This is a genomic window from Kitasatospora sp. NPDC005748 (assembly GCF_040630735.1).
Classification (GTDB): Bacteria; Actinomycetota; Actinomycetes; order Streptomycetales; family Streptomycetaceae; genus Kitasatospora.
On record NZ_JBEXYD010000083.1, the window covers coordinates 1 to 21,328 of the forward strand.

22 protein-coding genes and 1 pseudogene are annotated in these 21,328 nt (G+C 75.8%); 11 read left to right on the forward strand and 12 right to left on the reverse strand.

What is annotated here, in order from left to right; genetic code table 11:
- Positions 1 to 189: 189 nt before the first annotated feature.
- Positions 190 to 624 (reverse strand): CBS domain-containing protein, encoded by a 435-nt coding sequence (locus tag ABZ495_RS33830; RefSeq protein ID WP_329491208.1) that lies wholly within the window; start codon positions 622 to 624, stop codon positions 190 to 192.
- Between the two features lie 140 nt (positions 625 to 764).
- On the opposite strand from ABZ495_RS33830, the gene ABZ495_RS33835 reads away from it, so the two are divergent.
- From ABZ495_RS33835 to ABZ495_RS33865, 7 genes and pseudogenes are all read left to right on the forward strand, one after another.
- Positions 765 to 1,649 (forward strand): helix-turn-helix domain-containing protein, encoded by an 885-nt coding sequence (locus ABZ495_RS33835; protein WP_359839697.1) that lies wholly within the window; start codon positions 765 to 767, stop codon positions 1,647 to 1,649.
- Positions 1,650 to 1,684: 35 nt separating this feature from the next.
- Complete coding sequence (locus ABZ495_RS33840; RefSeq protein ID WP_359839699.1) at positions 1,685 to 2,107, forward strand: VOC family protein; 423 nt, start codon at positions 1,685 to 1,687, stop codon at positions 2,105 to 2,107.
- A gap of 49 nt (positions 2,108 to 2,156) precedes the next feature.
- On the forward strand, positions 2,157 to 2,504 hold the full coding sequence (locus ABZ495_RS33845; protein WP_359839700.1) for an MmcQ/YjbR family DNA-binding protein: 348 nt from the start codon (positions 2,157 to 2,159) through the stop codon (positions 2,502 to 2,504).
- 43 nt (positions 2,505 to 2,547) lie between these two features.
- Positions 2,548 to 3,669, forward strand: a complete 1,122-nt coding sequence (locus tag ABZ495_RS33850) for a saccharopine dehydrogenase (protein WP_359839702.1) — start codon at positions 2,548 to 2,550, stop codon at positions 3,667 to 3,669.
- Positions 3,666 to 4,283, forward strand: a complete 618-nt coding sequence (locus ABZ495_RS33855) for a TetR family transcriptional regulator (protein WP_359839704.1) — start codon at positions 3,666 to 3,668, stop codon at positions 4,281 to 4,283. The genes ABZ495_RS33850 and ABZ495_RS33855 overlap by 4 nt, the downstream gene beginning before the upstream one ends.
- Before the next feature lie 73 nt (positions 4,284 to 4,356).
- Positions 4,357 to 5,235, forward strand: a pseudogene (gene ligD / locus ABZ495_RS33860) (non-homologous end-joining DNA ligase); the annotation flags it as partial.
- A gap of 168 nt (positions 5,236 to 5,403) precedes the next feature.
- Positions 5,404 to 6,255 (forward strand): DNA ligase, encoded by an 852-nt coding sequence (locus tag ABZ495_RS33865; RefSeq protein ID WP_359811113.1) that lies wholly within the window; start codon positions 5,404 to 5,406, stop codon positions 6,253 to 6,255.
- A gap of 21 nt (positions 6,256 to 6,276) precedes the next feature.
- Here ABZ495_RS33865 and ABZ495_RS33870 read toward each other — a convergent pair whose 3' ends face one another.
- The 10 genes from ABZ495_RS33870 to ABZ495_RS33915 all read right to left on the reverse strand — a co-directional run bounded on the left by ABZ495_RS33870 (position 6,277) and on the right by ABZ495_RS33915 (position 15,594).
- Positions 6,277 to 6,585 (reverse strand): hypothetical protein, encoded by a 309-nt coding sequence (locus tag ABZ495_RS33870; RefSeq protein ID WP_329491201.1) that lies wholly within the window; start codon positions 6,583 to 6,585, stop codon positions 6,277 to 6,279.
- 5 nt (positions 6,586 to 6,590) lie between these two features.
- Positions 6,591 to 7,034 carry a hypothetical protein gene (locus ABZ495_RS33875; RefSeq protein WP_359839705.1) on the reverse strand — a complete coding sequence of 148 codons (444 nt, stop codon included), beginning with the start codon at positions 7,032 to 7,034 and terminating at the stop codon, positions 6,591 to 6,593.
- 69 nt (positions 7,035 to 7,103) lie between these two features.
- Positions 7,104 to 7,556, reverse strand: coding sequence for a hypothetical protein (locus ABZ495_RS33880; RefSeq protein ID WP_359811087.1), 453 nt, complete (start codon positions 7,554 to 7,556; stop codon positions 7,104 to 7,106).
- 111 nt (positions 7,557 to 7,667) lie between these two features.
- Positions 7,668 to 8,273, reverse strand: coding sequence for a GNAT family N-acetyltransferase (locus ABZ495_RS33885; RefSeq protein WP_359811085.1), 606 nt, complete (start codon positions 8,271 to 8,273; stop codon positions 7,668 to 7,670).
- A 71-nt stretch (positions 8,274 to 8,344) separates the two neighbouring features.
- Positions 8,345 to 9,004 carry a TNT domain-containing protein gene (locus tag ABZ495_RS33890; RefSeq protein ID WP_352290879.1) on the reverse strand — a complete coding sequence of 220 codons (660 nt, stop codon included), beginning with the start codon at positions 9,002 to 9,004 and terminating at the stop codon, positions 8,345 to 8,347.
- A 215-nt stretch (positions 9,005 to 9,219) separates the two neighbouring features.
- Entirely contained in the window at positions 9,220 to 10,539 is a 1,320-nt protein-coding gene (locus tag ABZ495_RS33895; protein ID WP_329491196.1) for a geranylgeranyl reductase family protein, read from the reverse strand.
- Positions 10,540 to 10,697: 158 nt separating this feature from the next.
- Positions 10,698 to 11,675: an ABC transporter substrate-binding protein gene (locus tag ABZ495_RS33900; protein ID WP_359839707.1), complete on the reverse strand. Its 978-nt coding sequence runs from the start codon at positions 11,673 to 11,675 to the stop codon at positions 10,698 to 10,700.
- A gap of 307 nt (positions 11,676 to 11,982) precedes the next feature.
- Positions 11,983 to 13,083 carry an ionic transporter y4hA gene (locus tag ABZ495_RS33905; RefSeq protein WP_359811079.1) on the reverse strand — a complete coding sequence of 367 codons (1,101 nt, stop codon included), beginning with the start codon at positions 13,081 to 13,083 and terminating at the stop codon, positions 11,983 to 11,985.
- 105 nt (positions 13,084 to 13,188) lie between these two features.
- Positions 13,189 to 14,829, reverse strand: coding sequence for a protein kinase (locus ABZ495_RS33910; protein ID WP_359811076.1), 1,641 nt, complete (start codon positions 14,827 to 14,829; stop codon positions 13,189 to 13,191).
- 6 nt (positions 14,830 to 14,835) lie between these two features.
- A complete protein-coding gene (locus tag ABZ495_RS33915; protein WP_359839726.1) occupies positions 14,836 to 15,594 on the reverse strand; it encodes a serine/threonine protein kinase in 759 nt (252 codons plus the stop codon).
- Positions 15,595 to 16,054: 460 nt separating this feature from the next.
- Here ABZ495_RS33915 and ABZ495_RS33920 point away from each other — a divergent pair, with 460 nt between their 5' ends.
- The 3 genes from ABZ495_RS33920 to ABZ495_RS33930 all read left to right on the forward strand — a co-directional run bounded on the left by ABZ495_RS33920 (position 16,055) and on the right by ABZ495_RS33930 (position 19,152).
- Positions 16,055 to 16,465 carry a hypothetical protein gene (locus ABZ495_RS33920; RefSeq protein ID WP_359811073.1) on the forward strand — a complete coding sequence of 137 codons (411 nt, stop codon included), beginning with the start codon at positions 16,055 to 16,057 and terminating at the stop codon, positions 16,463 to 16,465.
- Positions 16,466 to 16,958: 493 nt separating this feature from the next.
- A complete protein-coding gene (locus ABZ495_RS33925; protein ID WP_359839709.1) occupies positions 16,959 to 18,026 on the forward strand; it encodes a polysaccharide deacetylase family protein in 1,068 nt (355 codons plus the stop codon).
- 22 nt (positions 18,027 to 18,048) lie between these two features.
- Entirely contained in the window at positions 18,049 to 19,152 is a 1,104-nt protein-coding gene (locus tag ABZ495_RS33930) for a GNAT family N-acetyltransferase (RefSeq protein ID WP_359839711.1), read from the forward strand.
- 18 nt (positions 19,153 to 19,170) lie between these two features.
- On the opposite strand, the gene ABZ495_RS33935 is transcribed toward ABZ495_RS33930, so the two are convergent.
- Positions 19,171 to 19,536 (reverse strand): hypothetical protein, encoded by a 366-nt coding sequence (locus tag ABZ495_RS33935; protein ID WP_359811064.1) that lies wholly within the window; start codon positions 19,534 to 19,536, stop codon positions 19,171 to 19,173.
- 319 nt (positions 19,537 to 19,855) lie between these two features.
- Here ABZ495_RS33935 and rox point away from each other — a divergent pair, with 319 nt between their 5' ends.
- A complete protein-coding gene (rox, locus tag ABZ495_RS33940) occupies positions 19,856 to 21,292 on the forward strand; it encodes a rifampin monooxygenase (RefSeq protein WP_359839713.1) in 1,437 nt (478 codons plus the stop codon).
- Positions 21,293 to 21,328 lie beyond the last annotated feature (36 nt).

Sequence of the window (21,328 nt, forward strand, 5' to 3'; positions counted from 1 at the left end):
ACCAAGTAACACCCCCAGCACCACCCGCCACACCCGCCCACCCGGGCACGACAACGCCGCTGCACCCGACCACCCGGTCCGGTCCAGCGGCGTCGTGGCACACCCGGACGGCGCCGAACCGCTCACGCGGAGGGGCACCGGCCGGCTCGACCCGGGGCGCTCCCGCACCGGGCCCGGCGCGCCGCGCGATCACCGCATCATGTAGACGCTGTCCATGAATTCGATGATCTGCTGGTCCGTCAGCCGGTGGCCGTCGCGGTGGCCCATGGCCAGGTCGGCCTCGCTGATCATGCCCACCAGCCGGTCGCCGTCGATCACCGGGATGCGTCGGATCTGGTGCTGCTCCATCTTCTTCAGCACCGCCTCCATCGAGTCGTCGGCGCGGACGCAGTGCAGGTGCCCGGCCAGCTCCATGGCGGTCATGTCCGCCGGCTCCTTGCCCTCGGCGATACATCGGACCACGATGTCGCGGTCGGTGATGATGCCCTTCAGCTTCTGGTCGTCGCCGCAGATCGGGAGAGCGCCGACGTTCATGTCCCGCATCATCATGGCGGCTTCGGCGAGCGTCTGGTCGGCGCGGATGCACTGGGCACCGGTGTGCATGATCTCTCGGGCAGTGGTCACTGGGACTCCTTCGCAGGTCTTCCCCCCCGAGCACCGGGTGTTCCGGTGCGCTCACCATAAGCAACACCCCGGGCGCCCGCGAGCCAGCACGGCGGCGCCCCCGGCCCGCCGGGACCGGCACCGGGACCGATACTGGGGGCGTGACGCAGGACCTCCCCGACCCGGTCGACGAGTCCGTACGGGCCCGGCCCGCCGGCGCGCTGCGGCCGTACGTGGCCTGGTACTCCGGCTACCGCCAGCGCGGCCTGGCACCCGCCGTGCACCGGGGCCTGCCGTCCCCGTACCTGACCTTCATCCTCACCCTGGACGAGCCGCTGACCGTCGCCGGGCACCCGGATCCGGCCCAGCCCGGCGGCGACTACGCCACGCTGCTCGGCGGGCTGCACACCTCGCCCGCCCTGATCACCCACGACGGGCGGCAGTCCGGCGTCCAGATCGCCGTCCACCCGCTGGCCGCCCGGGCCCTGCTCGGCCTGCCGGCCGGGGAGTTGGCGGGCGTGGACGTGCCGGCGGACGCCGTGCTGGGGCGGGCGAGCGGGCGGCTCCAGGAGGAGCTCCAACTGGCCGCCGGCTGGCCGGAGCGGTTCGCCGTCCTGGACGGCGCGCTGCTGCGGGCCGCCCGTCCCTCCGGGCGGGTGCCGCCCGAGGTCGTCCGCGCCTGGTCCGAGCTGCGGCGCAGCGGCGGGTCGCTCCCGGTGTCGGCGCTGGCGCGGGAGACCGGATGGAGCAGCCGGCACCTGCGGAGCCGGTTCCGCCACGAGACCGGGCTGACCCCGAAGGCCGCCGCCCGGGTGATCCGGTTCGACCGCGCCCGGCACGTGCTGGCCGCTCCGGGCCCGGCGCCCCGGCTGGCGGAGCTGGCGGCCCGCTGCGGCTACTTCGACCAGGCCCACCTGGCCCGTGAGTTCCGCGCGCTGGCCGGGTGCGCGCCCAGCCTCTGGCTGGCCGAGGAGGGCCCGGACGCGGCGAAGTTCCGAAACGTCCAAGGCGGCCCGGGGGCGGCGGCGCCAGAGTGGGGGTCGTGAGAGGGACCCGAACCGCCCCGAGGAGGCAGATCCCCATGAACGACAAGACTCCCGCCCCGCAGGTGTGGCCCAGCCTGCGCGCCCGCGACGCCCGCGCCCTGATCCGCTTCCTGGTGGAGGCCTTCGGCTTCGAGGAGGTCGTCGCGTACGGCGAGGGCGAGTTCGTCGCGCACGCCGAGCTGGCCTGGCCGGAGGGCGGTGGTGTGATGCTGGGCTCCGACCGGCCCGAGGCCGGGGGCGGCGAGCCCTGCCCCGGGCAGCCGGGCGCCTTCAGCGCGTACGTGGTCACCGCGGAGCCGGACGCCCTGCACGCGCGGGCCGTGGCCGCCGGGGCCCGGATCACCAAGGAGCTGCACGAGACCGAGTACGGCTCGCGGGACTTCGCGGCCGCCGACCCGGAGGGCAACCAGTGGTACTTCGGCACCTACCCGGGCTCGCCCCGCCCGTCGGCCGGCTGAGGCGGTGGCCGCGGTGACGGCCGCGGGGCCGGCGGGGCCCCCTACGGGGGTGGCGGGCCCCGTCGACCGGCTGCGGGCGCTCTGCCTGGCGCTGCCGGAGGTGTCCGAGCGGGTCAGCCACGGGGAGCCGACCTGGTTCGCCGGGGCCGGGCGGCGGGCCCGGGTGTTCGTGATGCTCGCCGACCACCACCACGACGACCGCCTCGCCTTCTGGTGCCCGGCTCCGGCGGGCGCCCAGGAGTTCCTGGTCGCCGAGGCGCCGGAGCGGTACTTCCGGCCTCCGTACGTGGGCCACCGCGGCTGGGTCGGGGTGCGTCTCGACGGGCCGCCGGTCGACTGGGCCCGGATCGAGGACCACGTCGGGGACGCGTACGCGCTGGTGACGGGGCTCCGTTGACGGGCTCACAGAACTTTTAGGTCGACTGACCTATTCTTTCCCCATGAACCTCTCCCCGGACGTCCACGACCACCTGACCCACGATCCCGAGGGTCCCGTCCTGCTGGTCGGCGGCTACGGCACCGTCGGCGCCGAGCTGGCCCGGCTGGCGGCGCCCGACTGGCCCCTGCTGCTCACCGGCCGCTCCGAGCAGCGCGGGGCCGCGCTCGCCCAGGAGCTCGGACAACCGGACGGCGCCCCCGCCGTCACCGTCCGCCGCTGGGACCTCGCCGACCCGGCGCCCTTCGACGCCGCCGTCCGCGCCGTGGTGGGAGTGGTCAACGACCCGGACGACCGCGTGCTGCGGGCCGCCGTCCGGGCCGGTGTGCCGTTCGTGGACGTGACCCGCTGGACGGCCCGGCTGCAGCGGGCCGCCACGGTGGCGGCGCTGCTGCGCCCGAGCAGCCCCGTGCTGCTCTCCTCCGCATGGATGGGCGGGGTCACCAGCCTGGTCGCGGCCGCCCTGGCGGAGCGGCTCGGCGGCGCCGAGCGGGTCGAGACCGCGATCCGCTGGGACCTCGCGGACCGGGCCGGCGCCGACTCGGTGGAGTTCATGGACCGGCTCGGCCTGGACTACGAGGTGGTCCGGGACGGCCGCCGCCGGTCGGTGGCCCCGCTCAGCGGGCCGCGCACCGTACGGATCGGTGACGACACCACCAAGGTCGCCGGGATCGACACACCGGAGCAGTTCACCCTCCCGCTCACGCTCGGTACGACCACCGCCACCACCCGGATCGGCTTCAGCTCCCCGCTCAGCACCGCGGCGCTGCTGGCCGCCAAGCACACCGGACTCTTCCGCTGGGGCCGGGGCGACCGCTGGGAGCCGGCCCGGCGGGCCCTGCTGTACTCGCCCGGCGAGGGCGGCGTGGCCCGGCTGCGGATCGACGTCGGGCACGGCGGGGCCGGGCTGGGCGCGGTGGTCGAGGACCGCTCCGGGCAGGCGCACCTGACGGCGGTCGGCGCCCTGCTGGGCCTGCGACGGGTGCTCGGGACGGACGGCGCGCCGGCTCCGGCCGGGGTGGCGTTCCCGGAGCAGACGCCCCGCCCGGGGCGGGTCCTGGCCGACGTCGCGGCCCTGGGCGTCACGGTCGACGTCCGGAGCGAGCGGGCGGCGGTGGCGGCGTGAGCGGCAAGGGCGAGCAGCGGCGCGCGGAACTCCTGGACGCGGCCGAGGACCTGCTGGTGACCGCGGGCGGCACCGAGCTGTCGATGCGGGCGGTCGCGGCGGCGGCCGGGGTCCGGCTGGGGCATCTTCAGTACTACTTCCCGACGCATGCCGCGCTGGTGGCGGCCGTCCTGGGGCGGGTGCTCACCCGGTCCGCCGAGCGGCTGGCGCCCCTGCTCGCCCCGGCGGCGACGGCGGCGACGGCAGATCCGGCGGGCGCCGGGGCGGCCGAGGCCGCCGACCGGACGGCACAGGCGCTGATCAGCGCCCTGCTGGCCGAGCAGGAGGACGCCCGGCTGGTGCGGCTGTTCGCCGAGGTCTGGGCCTTCGCCGCCCGGGACGAGGCGGTGGCGGACGCCGTCCGCGCCTTCTACGCGGACTACCGGGCCCGGATCGCGGCCTACCTCGCCGACCGCCGGCCCGACCTGCCGGAGACCGTCGTCCAGGGCCGCGCCCAGGTGTTCCTGATGCTGGTCGAGGGCGCCTCGCTGTTCCGCTCCGGCCTCGCCGGGGTGCGCGAGCCGGCCGCCGACGAGGAGCTGCTTCGGACGGCCCGTAGCCTGCTCGCGCCGTAGCGGGCGGGCGGGCAGACTGGCTGCGCGGGCCCGGCGAACGGGCGCGCGGTCCCGGCGCAGCTCGGAGGCGGCCATGCCGCAGATGGTGGTGGACGGGCGCACGATCGCCCTCTCGCACCTGGACAAGGTGTACTACCCGCGCACCGGCACGCTGAAGGGGGACGTGCTGCGCTACTACGCGGCCGTGCACACCGTGCTGCTGCCCCATCTGCGGGACCGTCCGGTCTCCTTCCTGCGCTGTCCGGAGGGGGTCGAGGGCGAGGCGTTCATCGCCAAGAACCCGCCCGCCGGGACACCCCGCTGGGTCCGCACCGTGGAGGTGCCGAGCAGCTCCGGGGACCTCCGGCAGGTGGTGCTGGACGACGGTGCGGCGCTGCTCTGGGCGGCCAACCTGGGCTGTCTGGAGCTGCACGTGCCGCAGTGGCACGCCGCCGCGCCCGGACTGGCGGACCGGCTGGTGCTGGACCTCGACCCGGGCGAGGGCGCGTCGGTGCTGACCTGCCGGACGGTGGCCGGGCTGCTGCGCGAGCGACTGGCGGCGGACGGCCTCGACTGCTGGGTGAAGACGTCCGGTTCCAAGGGGCTGCACCTGCTGGTGCCGCTGGAGCCGACGCCCAGCAGCAAGGTCTCCGCCTACGCCAAGGCCCTCGCGGCCGCGCTGGAGGCGGCCCATCCGGACCTGGTGGTGCACACCATGGCCAAGGCGCGCCGGGCCGGGCGGGTCCTGGTGGACTGGTCGCAGAACAACGGCAAGAAGACCACCGCCGCGCCCTACACCCTGCGGGCCCGGCCCCGGCCCACGGTGTCCACGCCGCTCTCCTGGGCGGAGCTGGAGGCGGCGGGCTCGACGGCGGACCTGACCTTCGACCTCGCTGAACTCCCGGACCGGCTGGCGGAGTTCGGGGACCTGCTCGCGCCGCTCCTGGACGGCGGACGGGCCCGCCCGCTCCCCCCGCCGGCGTCGGCGTCGGCGTCGGCGGACGAGCCACCGGCCGGCCCCAGCGACCCGCCGCGCAGCAGCACCCGCACGCGCACCCACACCGCCACCGGTAGCGGTGGCGGTGGCGACACCGGTGGTGGCACCGGCTCCCCGGTGGTGCTGGAGCCGCCCGTCGAGGTGATGCGCCCGGCCGCCGTGACCGCCGTCCCGCCGTCCGACGGTCTCGGCGGCTCCGGCGTGCAGTACGAGCTGAAACTGGACGGCTTCCGCTGTGTGGCCTTCGCCCGCGGGGAGCGCCCGGCGTTCCTGCAGTCCCGGTCCGGCCGGGACCTCGGCGCGGAGTTCCCCCCGATCGCCGCGGCCGTGGCCCGGCTGCCCGCCGGGCTGGTGCTGGACGCGGAGCTGGTCGCCTGGCGGGACGGCAGGTTCGCCTTCGAGGAACTGCTGCGCACCCGGGAGGGCCGGGCGTCGGACGGGGTGGCGCTCGGGCTGGTCGCCTTCGACCTGCTCGCGCTGCCCGGGCGCGACGTCCGCCGGCTGCCGCTCACCGACCGGCGCCGGCTGCTGCTGGCCGCGCTCGACGGCGTCCCGCCGCCGGTCCAGCCGGTGCTGGCCACCACCGACCGGACGGAGGCGCTGAGCTGGATGGAGCAGCTGGCCGGCACCGGCGTCGAAGGGCTGGTCTGCAAGGCCGCCGGCTCGGCCTACCGGGCGCGCGGCGCCGGCCGGCTCTGGGTCAAGTACCGGCGCAGCGACACCGTCGACGCGACCGTCCGCGCGGTCGTCGGAACGGCCGCCCGGCCGCAGGCGCTGGTCCTGGAGCTGGACGACGGCCCGGTGCTGCTCTCCACGCCCCGGCTCACCGCGGTGCAGGCGCGGCAGGTGGCGGAGGCGGTGGACGGACTGCTGGGCGCACCGGTGCGCGACCCGGACCACGGCAGCCTGCGGCCGCTGACCGGCCCGCTGCGGGCGGAGGTGACCGTCACCGGCCGGCCGCCGGCGGCCACCTTCGTCCGGCTGCGGGGCGACTGATCCGCGCGCCCGGGGCCGGGATCACCCCCGGGGCGGCCGGCCGCCCCCGCGCGCCTCGACGACGGCGGGCGGGGGGAGGGCGCGGACGTGCGCCCGGGGGCAGTCCAGGTGGACCACCAGCTCCAGATGGTCGATCCGGGCCACCAGGGCGACCGGCACCGGGACCCGGAAGCCCGGCACCCACGCCCCGGCATCGACCAGCAGCCGGTCGCCGGTGTCCCGCTCGACCCGCCCGAGCGGACCGTCGGTGCCCTCGACCTCGTAGCCGACCAGGGTCTGGTCGGCGGCATGGTGGGAGCCCGGGCGGTACTCCCGCAGTTCGGTGGTCATGGTGCTCACGCCTCCGGCCGGTCCCACGGCCGGCGCTCGCGGCCCTCGGGCCGGTCCCGGCCGTCCGGGCGTTCCCGCCCCTCGGGGCGGTCGCCGCCCAGCAGGCCCTCCGGGGGGATCCCGGCCGCCCGGCGGCGCCGCCGCAGCAGCAGCGCCACCACGGCCGCGACGGCCACGCTGACCGTCCAGACCAGCACCACGGCGGTCAGTACGGGCACGGTCGGGGTGCGCACGCCGATGCTCAGGCAGATCGCGGACATCACCAGCGCCGTCATCACCACCCCGGCGGGCAGCCGGTGCCACAGGCGACTCAGCCCGCCCCGGACCCGCCCCGGCTGTTTGACCCCCATCGTGCTCAACCGCCGGTTCAGGCGGGCGTCCTGGCGCAGATCGCTCTCGATCTCCTCCAGGAGACGCCGCTCCCGTCCGCTCAACGCGGGTCCGTCCATCTCGGTCACCTCCGACGCTTCCGGTGACGCCGTCCTCGTCTCCGGGCGGATGCCCGGTCGGGGTGTACGTCAACCGCTCCGGCCGGCCGGTGCGGCCGGAGCCGTCGGGCGGCAGTCGCCGAAGGCCCGGGGCCGGGCCAACAGGCTGTCGTCCAACACGCGCAACAGGGCGGCGGCGTCGCGGTGCACCTCGACCGCGCCGGCCGCCCGCAGCTCGGACCGCGGTCCGGCGTCGCCCGCCACGGCGACGCACGGGACCCGCGCGCGACGCGCCATCAGCACCTCGCGCAGGCTCGCGGCGACCACCACCGCGTGCTCGGGCCTGCCGTCGACCAGGCCGAGGGCCGCCCGGACGGGCTCGTCACCCGGGGCCGCCAGGGCCAGGACCGGTACCTCGGCCGGCCCGGGCCCCATCACCAGGACCGTCCAGCCTCGCGCCGCGCACTCGTGCAGCAACGCTTCGGAGCCGGGTGACGCGGTGCGCCAGTCGGTACCGAAGAGTGCCGCCGAGATGACCGTCATGGCCCACCGTCCCCGTTCCGCACCGCGCACGGACGCGCCCTTCCAGACTAGGCCCGTACCCCCGCCGCGCGCCCGGGCACGGCTGCGCCGGGGCCGGACCGGGAGGACCGGTCAGCGCAGCGGCGGCTCGGGATCGGTGGCGAGGCGGGCGTGCAGGTGCTCGTCCTGGTAGCCGCCGTCGCCGTAGTGGTGGGAGGCACGCAGGGTGCCCTCGGCGGGGTAGCCGCAGCGCTCGGCCACCCGGCAGGAGGTGTCGTTGCCGACCGCGTGGGCGATCTCGATCCGGCGGGTGCCGGCCGTGGCGATGCCCCAGCCGGTGACGGCCCGGACGGCCCGGGTCGCGACGCCGCGCCCGCGGGCGGCCGGGAGGAGCCAGTAGCCGATCATCGCGAGCCCGTCGGCGCGGTCGACCCAGCGGAGCGCGCAGTTGCCGAGCAGCGTGCCGCCGGCGGCGCCGACCACCGCGAAGGCGGCCGTGGCGCCGTCGGCCCAGCCCGCGTCGCAGCGGTCCAGGTAGGCCTCGGCCCCGGCCCGGTCGGTGGCGCGGAGCGGGTTCCACCGGGCGATCTCCGGATCGGCGGCGGCGGCCAGCAGCCCGGGCACCACCCCGCCCCGGACGTCGGTCAGCCGGCCCCAGGGATGGAGCTGGATGTCGCCCAGGTCGAGGATCACGGCGGTGAAGCCGCGCCGGTCGGGGGTGGTCTCAGTGGTACTCATCGGGCCTTCCTATCCCGGACCGGGTGGGCGCGCCAACGAATTTCGCGCCCGGCCGGGCGGGTCCGGCGGCGTCAGATCCGGGCGAGGTACCCGTGGTCGACGAGCCAGAGCACGTTCAGCCGGGCCGGCCCGTCCGGCACGAGCCCGGCGTCGAGCTGGTACTGGAGGCCGAGACCGGGCTGGCCGAACCACGGCGCGATCGGGCCGGCGTGCACCTTGAACGGCTTGAGGACCTTGTAGTCGTGGTAGTTGCAGCTCGGCGCCGGGGTGCTGTCGAGGCTCTGCGGGGGGATCGAGCGGCTGGCGTAGGGCAGGCCCTCGGGGGCGAGGAAGGCGCCGTACTCGCTGCCGTAGCGGTCGATGTTCTGGTTCGGGTACAGGGTGACCTCGACCTCGACCGGGGTGCCGTCCGGGAGGGTGAGGTAGCCGTCGGCCGGCGGGTAGATCCAGCCCGGGCCGCCGTTGTTCGCGGTGGCGCCGTAGTAGGTGGCGAGGAACGTGTCCTCGGGGAGGCCGCCGGTGCGCCGGTAGCCGATCAGCTCGCGGCCGACCGGGCCGGTGCGCGGCAGGTCCTCGGGGCCGAGGCGGGGGTCGCCGTGGTGGTCGGCTGCCGAGCACGCGTCGGAGGGGGTGGCTTCGGCCGGGTCGGCGGCGGACGCCGGAACGGCGGGGGCGAGCAGGGCCACTACCGCGGTGAGCGGCGCGAGGAGCAGGCGAAGGCGAAGGTGCACGGTGTCTCCGTCGGATCGGCGTCGGTGCGGACCGGAGCATGGTCGGTCACCCTCCGTGCCCGTGTCGCCACCCAGACAAACGGATCACCTGACCCCCCGTCAACCGGAACGGCCCACGACACCACCCGTCCCACCGGATCCGGCCAACCGGCGCCCGCCCGGCCCTGGGGGCGCGCAGACTGGAGGATCACGCCCCCGGGGCGACCGGCCGTCGGTCAGCGGCTGCTGGGTGCCAGCTTGCCGAGGGCGTGCACCACCCGGTCGAGGGCGTCGCGGGAGTTCGGCTCGGTGAGGTTGACCATCAGCCGGAAGGCCACCTTCAGCAGGGCCGGGTGGCCGAGGCCGAGCGCACCGGCGGCGCCGAGCAGCCGGGGGCGGCCGAGCACGTCGGCGACGAGCCGGCCGAGTGCGAAGTAGCCGTCGTAGGCGGAGCGCAAGGCCTGCGGGTAGCCGCGCAGGGCGAGTTCGCGGCCGCGGTCGGTGCGCCGGGCCAGCGCCTGGACGACCGTCTCGGCGGCGTACCGGCCGGACTCCATTGCGTAGGCGATGCCCTCGCCGGTCGCCGGGCTGACCGTCCCACCCGCGTCACCGACCAGCAACAGGCCGTCGGCGTAGTGGGGTTGGCGGTTGAGGCCCATCGGGAGGGCGGAGCCCCGGACGGGCTCGGTGACGCCCTCGGGGGTGTAGCCGTACTCGGGCGGCAGCGCGGCGCACCAGCGCCGCAGCAGGTCGCGCCAGTCGAGTTCGCCGGCCACCGCGGCGGTGTCCAGCACGCCGAGGCCGACGTTGGCGGTGCCGTCGCCCATCCCGAACACCCAGGCGTAGCCCGGCAGCAGGCGTCGCGCCGGGTCCTTCGGGTCGCGCAGGTCGAGCCACGCCTCCAGGTAGCGGTCCTGGTGCCGCGGGGTGGTGAAGTACGTCCGGTAGGCGACGCCCATCGCGCGGTCGGTGCGGCGGTAGCGCTTCATGGCGAGGGAGAGCCTGGTGGAGTTCCCGTCGGCGGCGACCACCAGCGGCGCGCGGTAGTCGACGGGCCGCCGGTCCTCCCCCAGCCGGGCCGTCACACCGGTGATCCGGCCGGTCCTCTCGTCGACCAACGGGCCCGCCACATTGGCGTGTTCGACCAGCCGGGCGCCCGCCGAGGCGGCCCGGCGGGCGAGCAGCTCGTCGAAGTCCGCCCGCCGCCGGACGAGTCCGAAGGAGGGGAAGGCCGACAGCTGCGGCCAGTCCAGCTCCAGCGTGCGCCGGCCGGAGACCAGGCGCAGCCCCCGGTTGTGCAGCCAGCCGGCCTCCTCCGAGACGTCGATGCCGAGGTCGACCAGCTGCTTGGTGGCACGGGGTGTCAGGCCGTCGCCGCAGACCTTCTCCCGGGGGAAGGAGGACTTCTCCAGCAGCAGCACGTCGAGCCCGGTCCGCGCGAGGTGGTAGGCGGCGGTGGAGCCCGCCGGGCCGGCGCCGACCACGATCACGTCGGCGCCGTCCTCCGGGCGGCCGGTGGCACCGGCGGCGGACAACTGCTGCTCTGGGCCTGGCATCTCGCACTCCCACGTGGTCATCGGATCGGCTGCGGACTCAGCGGACTCAGCGGTCTCAGACGATAGGGACAGCGGCCACCGTGCCGCGCCCCGACACGCGGGCCCCGCCCCGATCGCCGGTCGTTGCGGCCATCGGGGCGGGGTCGGGCGCCACCGCGTCAGAGGCCGCCGTTGACCACCGCGCTGGAGACCGCGCCGAAGCGGACGTTCCACTTGTCGAGGATCTTGTCGTACTCGCCGCCGCGGATCACCTGGTCCAGTGCCTTGGCGACGGCGTCCCGCAGGGCGGTGTTGTCCTTGGCGACGGTGATGCCGTAGGGGCCGGACTGCAGGAAATGCGTGTTGGCCAGCTGGAACACTCCGGCCCGGCCCGGCTGGGTGGTGTTGTACTGCGCCACCGGGTAGTCGTTCAGATCGGCGACCGCGGCGCCGGAGGCCACCTCGGCGAGCGCCTGCTCGTCGGTGTCGAAGCGGTGGATCTGCAGGGGCTTGCCGATCCGCAGGCAGGCCGCGGTCTGCCGGCCGGCCAGTTCGTCCTGGACGGTGCCGCGCTGGACGGCGACGGTCCGGCCGCAGAGGCTGTCCAGCGTGGTGAGGTTCAGCTGGTTGCCGGCCTTGACCACCATCGAGGTGCCGGTGGCGAAGTAGTCGACGAAGTCCACGCCGGGGTCGGCCTGGTGCCCGTCGTCGGCGGCGCCGAGCTGGCGCTGCTTGGTGTCGATGACGGCCGACATCGCCAGGTCGAGCTGCTTGGCCTGGACGGCCGGGATGAGCTTGTCGAACGGCATGTCGGTGAATTCGACCCGGAGGCCGAGGTGGGAGCCGATCGCCCTGGCGAGCTCCGGGTCCAGCCCGGCGGGCTCGCCGGCCGGGTCCTTGAAGTCCACCGGCGGGTAGGTCAGGTACGAGCCGATCTTGAGCACACCGGCGTCCCTGACCGCCTTGGGGAGGCGGGCGCGGAGGTCCTGCTGGCTGCCGGGCTGGGCGACGGGGGCGCTGCCGCAGCCGGAGAGCAGCAGCCCGCCCGCGCCGAGCGCGGCGGCGCGCAGCGGTACCCGGGAGCGGGTGCGGGAGCGGGTGGTCGGGGAGGTGGGGTTCGGTCCGGACGGGGGTACGGCGAAACGGGTGCGGTGCATCGCGGTGCGTCTTCTTCGCAGGTGAGGGGGAGCAGGCAGGGAGACGCCGCGCCGGAATGGCTGCCGGGGTACGGAGCGCGGACCTCGTCGCCGTGTGCCCAGTCGGGCCACCCTGGGGTGAGGGGGTGGCCGGTCGGCGGAGGTCCGCCGTCGGGGGCGGTCCGGGCCATCCTCGCACGCCGCCCCGGCGGGCCCGGGCGGCGGGTGGGCGGACGGCGGCCCGGCGGACGGCGGCCCGGCGACGCCCTTCGTCGCCGGACCGCCGATTCCGCCCGCTTCGGCCCGCTCCCGCCCGGTCCCCGCCCGCTCAGGGATTGATCGCGAGCACCACGTACGCCGCCAGCACCGAGAGGTGGACGGCACCCTGCAGCGGCGTCGCGCGACGCGGGATGACGGTGAGCGTGCCGACCGCGATGGTCAGCACGAGCAGCACCAGGTGCGTCGGCCCGAGGCCCAGCTCCAGCGGCCCCGGGAGCCAGGCGGAGGCGATCGCGACGGCCGGGATGGTCAGGCCGATGCTCGCCAGCGCCGAGCCGAGCGCCAGGTTGAGGCTGGTCTGCACCCGGTTGCGCAGGGCCGAGCGCAGCGCCGCGATGGTCTCCGGCAGCAGCACCAGCAGGGCGATCACCACACCCACCACGGAGGACGGCAGCCCGGCCGAGTAGACGGCGGACTCGATGGTCGGCGAGACGCCCTTGGCCAGGCCCACCACGGAGATCAGCGCCACCGCCAGCAGGGCCAGGCTGACCCGGGTCGCGCGCATGGTCGGCGGATCGGCGTGGTCCTCCTCGTCGAGCACCTTCCCCTCGGGGGTGACCGGCAGGAAGTAGTCCCGGTGGCGGAAGGTCAGGGTGGCCACGAACAGCCCGTACAGCACCAGCGAGGCGGCCGCCGCGAAGGCCAGCTGGGCGGGCGCGAACTGCGGTCCCGGCGAGCTGGTGGTGAAGGTCGGCAGCACCAGGCTGAGCGTGGCGAGGGTGCCGATGGTGGCCAGCGCCGCGCCGGTGCCCTCGGCGTTGAACACCGCCACCCGGTACTTGATCGCGGCCACCAGGATGGAGAGGCCGAGGATGCCGTTGCAGGTGATCATCACGGCGGCGAACACGGTGTCCCGGGCGAGCGTCGCGGCCTTGTCCCCGCCGTCCGCCATCAGGGTCACGATCAGCGCCACCTCGATGACGGTGACCGCGACCGCCAGCACCAGCGAGCCGAACGGCTCCCCCACCCGGTGCGCCACCACCTCGGCGTGGTGCACCGCGGCGAGCACCGCGCCGGCCAGGAAGCAGGCCATCACGCCCACCACCCAGCCGGGCAGGTCGCGGTGCCAGGTGAGGACAAGGACGACGAACGACACCACCGGGACGACGACGGTCCACCGCGTGGTGGCCGCGCGGAGCTTCGTGATCATGCGGCCGAGCATCGCATTGCCGGGGCCCGGTAGCCGGGCAACCCCGCCGGTGGTGCGGCACGGATGTGGTCGGGGTCATACCGTGCCCGAACCGTTCCGGCCCGCTCAGCCCCCGTACTCCGCGAGGTAGCCCAGCACCCTCGCGACGTGCGGCTTCACCCGGTCGGGGACGCCGCCCGCGTCAGCGACGGTCTTGTCGCTGGTCCGGTAGCCGGCGGTGATCAGGGCCGGGAGGTCCCGGGTGTAGCCGCGGCGCTTGAGCTGCTGGTCGAGCCAGCAGACGTAGTTGCCCATCGAGACGATCGCGTCGGCCGGGTCCATGTAGTCCTTGGTGCCGTCGTGGTCGCCGTCCTGCGCCCAGGCGTTGAAGACGGTGGGCGTCCACATCGCGACGCCGTACTCGCCGGTCTCCGGGCGGGCGGCCTCCGGGTCGAAGCCGCTCTCGGCCTTGAGCATGGCCGCCAGCAGGGCGGGGGTGATCTCGGGCTCGGGGCAGCGCCGGGCGGCGTCCTGGATCGGGCCGCGCAGCGCCTCGGGGATGTCGGAGCCCGCCGGGATCCCCCCGGCCGGGGTCAGGGCGGCGGTCGCCGAGGGTGGCGCCTGCGGCGCTCCCCCGGAGGGCGGGCGACCGGACGCCGGCGCGGTCGGTGCACCCGGCGCCAATCCGGCCGACGCCCGGTCGGACGCCCGGTCGGACGGCTCCGGGCCGCCCGCGAGCAGCAGCACGGCGGCGACCAGCGCGGCCGGACCGGCCCCGGCGAGCAGCCGGCGAGCGCGCTCCGGGCGCGGCGCCCGCACCGGGCCGCGCGCCCCCGGCGCACCGGCGGGCCCGGCCGCCTCCGCCGCCGCGAGCAGCGCGACCCGCAGGGCAGCGAGGTCCACCCGCCCCCGCTCCGCCCGGTCCGCGGTCAGGCAGGCGGCGACGGCCGGGCGCCAGCGCGCGGGCAGCGCGTCGTCCAGCCGCAGCGGCGCCACCCCGCGCGCGTAGGCCTGCGCGGCGAGCGCGCGGGCCCGGGCGGTCGCCCCGAGGAACGGGTGCAGCCCGCCGGTGAGCAGCTGGTGGGCGAGCACGCCGAAGGCCCAGATGTCGGCGCTCGGCCGCACCGCGACACCGCGCGCACCGGTGCGCTCGGACCACCACTCGGGCGGCACGTGGTCGGGCGAGCCGAGCGGCGGGGCGTAGGCGTGGGTGCCCTCCAGTTCGGCGGTGAGGCCGAAGTCGGCGAGCCGGGCGGTGCCGTCCGGCATCAGCAGGATGTTGCCGGGCTTGAGGTCGCCGTGCACCCAGCCCGCGGCGTGCATGTGGGCGAGCCCGGCGCAGACCCCGGCCAGGATCCGCTCGGCGTCGGGGACGGGCGTGTGCGGCCGGGCGGCGGCGAGGACGTCCTGGAGGCTGCGCTCGGCACGTTCCATCACCAGCGCCAGTGCGCCGTCGAGCCCCGGGTGCGCGGGGTCGGCGACGGTGAGGACGGCGAGCGTGCGGATCAGGTTCGGGTGGTCCGCGCGTCGGCCGAACCGCATCTCGCTGCGCGCGAGCTGCGCCATGGTGCGGCGCTGGCCGGGGCTGAGCCGGGCCGGGCAGAGGAACTTGACCGCAAGGTCGGCCGGTCCGCCGCCCGGCCGATGGGCGGCGTAGACGCTGCCCCAGGCACCGGCGCCGAGCGGCTCGGCGACGCGGTACCCGGCCACCGTGTAGCCGGCCGGGACATCGAGGTGCGGCGGGCCGGGCCGGGCGGGCGCGGGCACGGCGGATCAGCCGCCCCGCCGGGGCGGGAGCAGGGCCAGATGCTCCTCCCGGACGAGGTCGAACCGCAGGGCCAGCGCGACGAGCTCCTCCCGCTTGCCACCGGCCCGGGCGGCGTCGTCCGGCGCCTCCTCCGGCGTGTCGCGCAGCCGTAGCTTGGTGGCCACCAGGTAGTCGATGTGGTAGTTGACGGCAGATCGGGTGAGCCCTCGACAGGAGGGCAGTGAACGCAACCGGGCCAGCACGTCGGTGACGCCGGGGACGACGGCGGCGGAGGGCGAGCGCAGTCGCGGCTCACAGAGGGCGAGCAGGACGAGGAAGTACTTGGACGTCGGGTCGAGGGCGAACGGACTGACCGTCATCTCGCCCTCGGACGCTGCCGGTTCGCCCTCCAGGTAGGCGTGCTGGGGTGCGAACACCTTGAAGGCGACCGGCTCGCCGAGAGCCGGCAGGAGCACCCGGGAGAACTCGAAGGGCACCGGTGCGCCGAGCCGGCCGGGAGCCACCTTGACGTGCTCGCCCGCCCCTTCGAGGTTCTCCACCACGTACGTCGCGGAGGTGCTGAAGTTGGAGAGCCGCCAGTAGTCCTCGGCGGCCGTGACCTCGCCGGCGCGACGCGAGACGCCCTGGTCGGTGAGGGGGATGGCGGGCGGGCGGCCGGGCTCGCCGCGCCCGAACTCCGCGACCTCGCCCGGGCCCAGGTGCAGCAGCGCGGGCCTGCCGGGCGGCGCGGAGCGCCCACCGGGCGGGCCGGGCCGCGCGCCGATCGGTGCGGGCCGCCCGCCGTGCGGGGCTTTCGGGCGGGGTTCGGGCAGTTGCACGATGACCGTGTCCACGCAGGCCACCTCCGTAGGTCGCGTCGATCGTAGCCGTCCGAACGGCTTCGCGCCGGTCCGCCACCCGTACGAGTGAACGCCGGGGCGGCGGGGGGCGGCCGGGCCCGTCGGGGCGTCAACCGGACTGTCCCGAGGTCGACTTGGCGAGCCCGCGGACCGGCTCACGACGGGGCCGGCCGGGCCGGTCGCCGACGCGCCGCGCGGGGCGCCCTCCGGGCCGGTTCGCCCCGCCGCCCGGGGCCGCTCACGACCGGAGGCCGATCCGCCGGTTGCGGTGCGTAGTTGAACGGTCACCTTGAGTGTGACGCAGCACACATATGGCATGCCCATGAAATGTGCAAGACTCATCCCACGGAGTGAGATTCCCTTGATTTCCAAGGAGGTTCATATCATGCGCGCTCGGATCGCAGCCCTGATGGTCGCGGTGGCAGGGATCACGGCGTCGATGGCCACCCCGGCCTCGGCGGCGTCGACGACGAACAGGACCGGTGAGGTGGCGTGTATCGCCGCCGCCAACCGGCCCTGCGTATGGCTGGAGAAGGACGGCGGAGGAGTCGTCGGGGTGGCGCACGTCTCGCCGGCCTCCTCGACACAGCTGACGGTGGTTCAGGTCGAGGTCAGGACGCAGCGGGCCTGGGGCAGCCCATGGGTCACCGTCGCGTCCGCGACCACCGTCACCAAGGGGTACGCCAAGGCCGTGACGCCGCGCGTGGTCACCGGGGATCTCAAGATGATCTGCGCGGTCGGCGGCCCGGCCCTGGAGGCCGAGTACCAGGTGACCACCTGCACCGCCCCCTTCTGATCCACCGGAGAACCCCGCGGTGCCCCGCCACGCGTCGCCGGGACGCCGGTCGCCGGGGAGTACGGGGGGTACGGGGAGTACGGGGGATCCGTGAGCCGGGGCCGTCGGGCCCCTCTCCGGGGCCGGCCGCCGGGTCCGCAACCGGCGGCCGGCCCACCCCCGCGCGGCACACCCGCACCCCGGTGGACCGGCTTCGCCCGCTCCCCCGGCACCACCGGCGGCCACTCAGGAGACTCCCGGCCCGCACTCGGGCCAGGCGCGCGCCGACAATGCGCCAACCTGCCCCCGGAAACCCGCCCGCCGTGCGCAACCCTCCTCGGAGCATGGGATTTTGCACTATCTTGGCGATTCGGGGAGCGGGGCGGGCCGCCCACCCGGCAGAGGTGCGCCCGTGCGGGCGGACCCTGCCCGTGTGCCATGCCCGACTCCCGCGCCGCAGCGCCGATGGCAGTCGCTCACGGCAGTGCTCACGGGGAGAAGGGGGAGCGTGTCGATGCCCGAGGGGACCACGCGTGCGACCGGGGCCGGTGACGGTCCGAGCAGCAGAGGCGCCGGCCCGACGACCGGGGCCGCGCCGCCACCGGTCGGGGGGGCCGGCCCGACCGGCGGGGCCGGAGCCGCCGCTCCGCCGCCCGGCCGGCTCGCCGGGCGGCGGAGCAGCGTCGACGCCGCGCTGCGCAACTCCCCGCTGCAGCCGCTGTTCCGGCTCGCCGCCACCCGCCGTCTCGCCGTCCTCGCCTACCACGGCGTGGACGACCCGCGGACCTTCGCGCTCCAGATGGCCCGCCTGGTCCGGATCGCCCGCCCGATCTCGCTGCCCCGGGTCGAGCAGGCCGTCCGCTCCGGCCGTCCGCTGCCACCCCGCAGCGTGCTGGTCACCTTCGACGACGGCGACCGGACGGTGCTCACCGAGGCCCTGCCCGTGCTGACCCGGCTCCGGATCCCGGCCGCCGCCTTCGTGGTCACCGAACTCATCGACGGCGACCGGCCGTTCTGGTGGTCCGAGGCCGCGTTCCTGGCCTCCCGCGGCGGCACCGCGCGCAGCCTGGCCGGCTGCCCGCCCGGCGCGGTGGTGCGCCGGCTGAAGACCCTGCCCGACCGCGACCGCCGCACCGCCCTCGCCGAACTGCGCGAGAGCGCCCGAGCCCGCGCGCCCCGGCAGGAGCAGCTCACCCGGCACGACCTGCTGACGCTCCACCGCTCCGGGGTGGCGATCGGCAACCACACCGTCGGCCACCCCTGCCTCGACCAGTGCGAGGACGACACCCTCCGGGACGAGATCACCACCGCCCACCACGCGCTCACCGGCTGGCTCGACGGCGAGGAACCCACCGCCTTCGCGTACCCCAACGGCAACCTCGACCAGCGCGCCGAGCCCGTGCTGCGCCGGCTCGGTTACCGGGTCGGCTTCCTGTTCGACCACCGGCACGACCGGCTGCTGCCCGGACGCCCGCTGCGGATCAGCCGGCTCCGGGTGAACTCCACCACGAGCCGGGACAGATTCGACACCATTCTCTCGGGGCTGCACCCGGCCGTGCACCGGTTGCGCGGCGGCGCCTGAACACCACCTGGGGGGCGGGGCGTTGGAGATCACGGCGAACAGTGCGGTCGGTGCGGCGTCCGGACCGGTCCGGTACCGGACGGCCGCGCTGCCGGCGCGGGTGCTGGACGGCTGGCGGGAGCTGGCGGCCGCCGATCCGGGCGGCTCCTGGTTCACCACGCCGGAGTGGGCGCTCTCCTGGTGGGAGACGCTGGGCGCGCGGCAGGGCGGTGGCGAGGTCACCGTCTGGCGCGAGCCGGACGGCCGGGTGAGCGCCGTCGTACCGCTGCTGCGCACCCGGCGGCGGCTGCACCCGCGGGCGCCGCTGACCGTCCCCTGTCTGACGGTGCTGGGCTCCGGCCCCGGCGCGGCCGACCACTGCGGTGTCACCGTCGCACCCGAGCGACGGGCCGAGGTGGCCGCCTGGCTGGCCCGGCGCGCCCGGCGGGCGACCCTTCTGCTCACCGATCTCGACCCGGGCCAGAGCGGGTTGCTGCCCGCCGGTGCGGTCGAGGTCGGCCGCACCCCGTGCCCGCGGGTCGACCTCACCCCGGGTGCGGACGCGCTCGGCTCCCGGCAGTTCCGTGCCGACCTGCGCCGCTACGGCCGCAAGCTCGCCGCCGGGGGGATCACCTTCCGCTGGGTGGCGCCGGCCGTGGGGAGCGGCGAACTCGCCGAGCGGATCGCCCTGTTGCACACCCTGCTCCGACTGCACCGGCTGCGCCGGTGCGCTCTCGGCCTGCCGACCACCTTCGACGAGGCCCGCGCACCGCTGCACGTGCGCCTGATCGAGCGCTCGGCCGCCACCGGTCGCGGCGAGGGCCCGGCCTTCCTGGTCGCCGAGCGCGCCGGGGAGGTGGTCGGCGCCCTCTATGGGTTCCGCTGGCGAGACACCTTCGCCTACTACCAGATCGGTTGGGACCAGGCCTGGGCGCCGCTGCGGCTCGGCACGGCGGTGATCGCCGAGGCCGTCCGGGCGGCCGCCGGACAGGGCCTGACCACCTTCGACTTCCTGCGCGGCACCGAGCCCTACAAGTACCGCTTCGGAGCTCAGGACCGCGAGGACGTGTCCTGGCTGGTGCCGCACGGTCTCTCCGGCGCGCTGTTCGGTCTCAAGTACCGGGCCAAGGAGGCCCGGCAGGGCTGACCTCGGCAACGCGCCTCCCTAGCGCCGACCCTTCAGCCAGTCGGTGAGAGCCTCCAGGGCCGGGGCCGGGTCGCGGCGGCCGATGCCGATCCGGAACCGGTCGGTCGGCGTCGGGGTGAGCTCGGAACGGTAGATGCTCGCCGGCAGCAGCAGGACACCGGCCTGCTCGACCAGCGCGGTGCAGAACGCCTCGACGCCGTCCGGTCCGAGGTAGCGCGGGTACGCGACGCAGCCGCCGTCCGGGGCCCGCCAGTCGAGGTGGCCGCACGGGCGCGCCGGGCGCGGCGCGCCGAAACTCCGGGGGAACGGCCGCAGAATGGGCGCGCTCTCGAAAGGGCCCGGGGGTTCACCGTGCCCGGAACAATTCCGTCCGGACGGCGGCACCGATTCGGAAGGAAGCCGCGGGCGGGGAAATGACGAAGGCGAGGAGGTGAATCCACTCCTCGCCACTACCAAGATATAGCGCACCCCCGGCCTTGCGGCAAGACCCCGGGGCCGCCGCACAATGGTCGACCTGGGCCGGGACCTGCGGCCCTGACGGATCGGCGCCCGTCCACCGCTCCCGGCGCGGGGGCCGCACGACGGCCGGAACTCCCGGCGCAGCTCGCGGACACGGAAATCCGGCATGGGCCGGCGTGTACGCACCACCGGACGGGCAGCGGCCGACCGTCCGGAAATCCACTCTCGTTGAACGGGCGTTCTGATGATTGACGTGATCGTGGTCGGCGGCGGACCGACCGGCCTGATGCTGGCGACCGAATTGCGGCTGGCCGGAGTGGAGGTGGTGGTGCTGGAGCGGGCGACGGAGCCGGACGCCCGGTCGCGCGGGCGCGGCCTGCACACGCGCAGCGTCGAGATGATGGACCAGCGCGGTCTCCTGGACCGGTTCCTCGCCGCCGGCGAGAAGTTCCGGATCGGCGGCTTCTTCGGCGGCGTCCACAAGGCGTGGCCGGAGACGCTGGACACCGCCCACCCGTACGGACTCGCCGTCTCCCAGACGGCGACGGAACTGCTGCTCGCCGAGCGCGCCCACGAACTCGGGGCCGAGATCCGGCGCGGCCACGAGGTGGTCGGACTGAGCCAGGACGAGGACGGGGTGGGCGTCGAGCTGGCGGACGGAACGCGGCTGCGCTCGCGCTACCTCGTGGGCTGCGACGGCGGCCGCAGTACGGTACGCAAGCTGCTCGGCGTCGCCTTCCCCGGTGAGCCCACCACCGTCGATACGCTGCTGGGCGACATGGGGGCGGCCGAGGACCGGGCGACCATCGCGGCCGTCGTCGAGCAGGTCCGCGCGACCCAGCCGCGGTTCGGGGTGGCCGCCGACGTCGACGGGCAGCAGGGCGTGTTCCGCATCATCGTGCCCGCCGCCGGGGTGGCCGAGGACCGGTCGGTCCCGCCGACCCTGGACGAGTTCAAGCAGCAGCTGCGGGCCTTCGCGGGCACCGACTTCGGTGTGCACTCGCCGCGTTGGCTCTCCCGGGTCGGCGACGCCACCCGGCAGGCCGAGCGCTACCGGGTCGGCCGGGCGCTGCTGGCCGGCGACGCCGCGCACATCCATCCGCCGACCGGCGGCCAGGGCCTGAACACCGGTATCCAGGACGCGTTCAACCTCGGCTGGAAGCTGGCCGCCACGGTCAACGGCTGGGCACCGGAGGGGCTGCTGGACAGCTACCACGCCGAGCGCCACCCGGTGGGCGCCGCCGTGCTGGACAACACCCGGGCGCAGATCACGCTGCTGGGGACCTCCCCGGGCGCGACCGCGCTGCGGAACCTGCTGTCCAGGCTGATGGACATCGAGGAGGTGAACCGCCAGGTGACCGGGATGATCACGGCGGTCGAGGTCCGCTACGACCTCGGCGGGGGCCACGACCTGGTCGGCCGGCGGCTGCGGGACGTCCGGCTGGCGGAGGGCAGCCTCTACGGGCTGATGCACGAGGGCCGGGGCCTGCTGCTCGACCGGACCGGGCGGCTCTCGGTGGCGGGCTGGGCGGACCGGGTCGACCGGGTCGCCGACGCCGGCGCGCAGGTGGACGTGCCCGCGGCGCTGGTGCGGCCGGACGGCCATGTGGCCTGGGTCGGCGAGGACCAGGGCGAGTTGCTCGACCGGCTCGCCGAGTGGTTCGGCGCACCCGTCGGCTGAGCGCCGAAGCGGTGCGCGGCGGCGCCGCCGACGCCC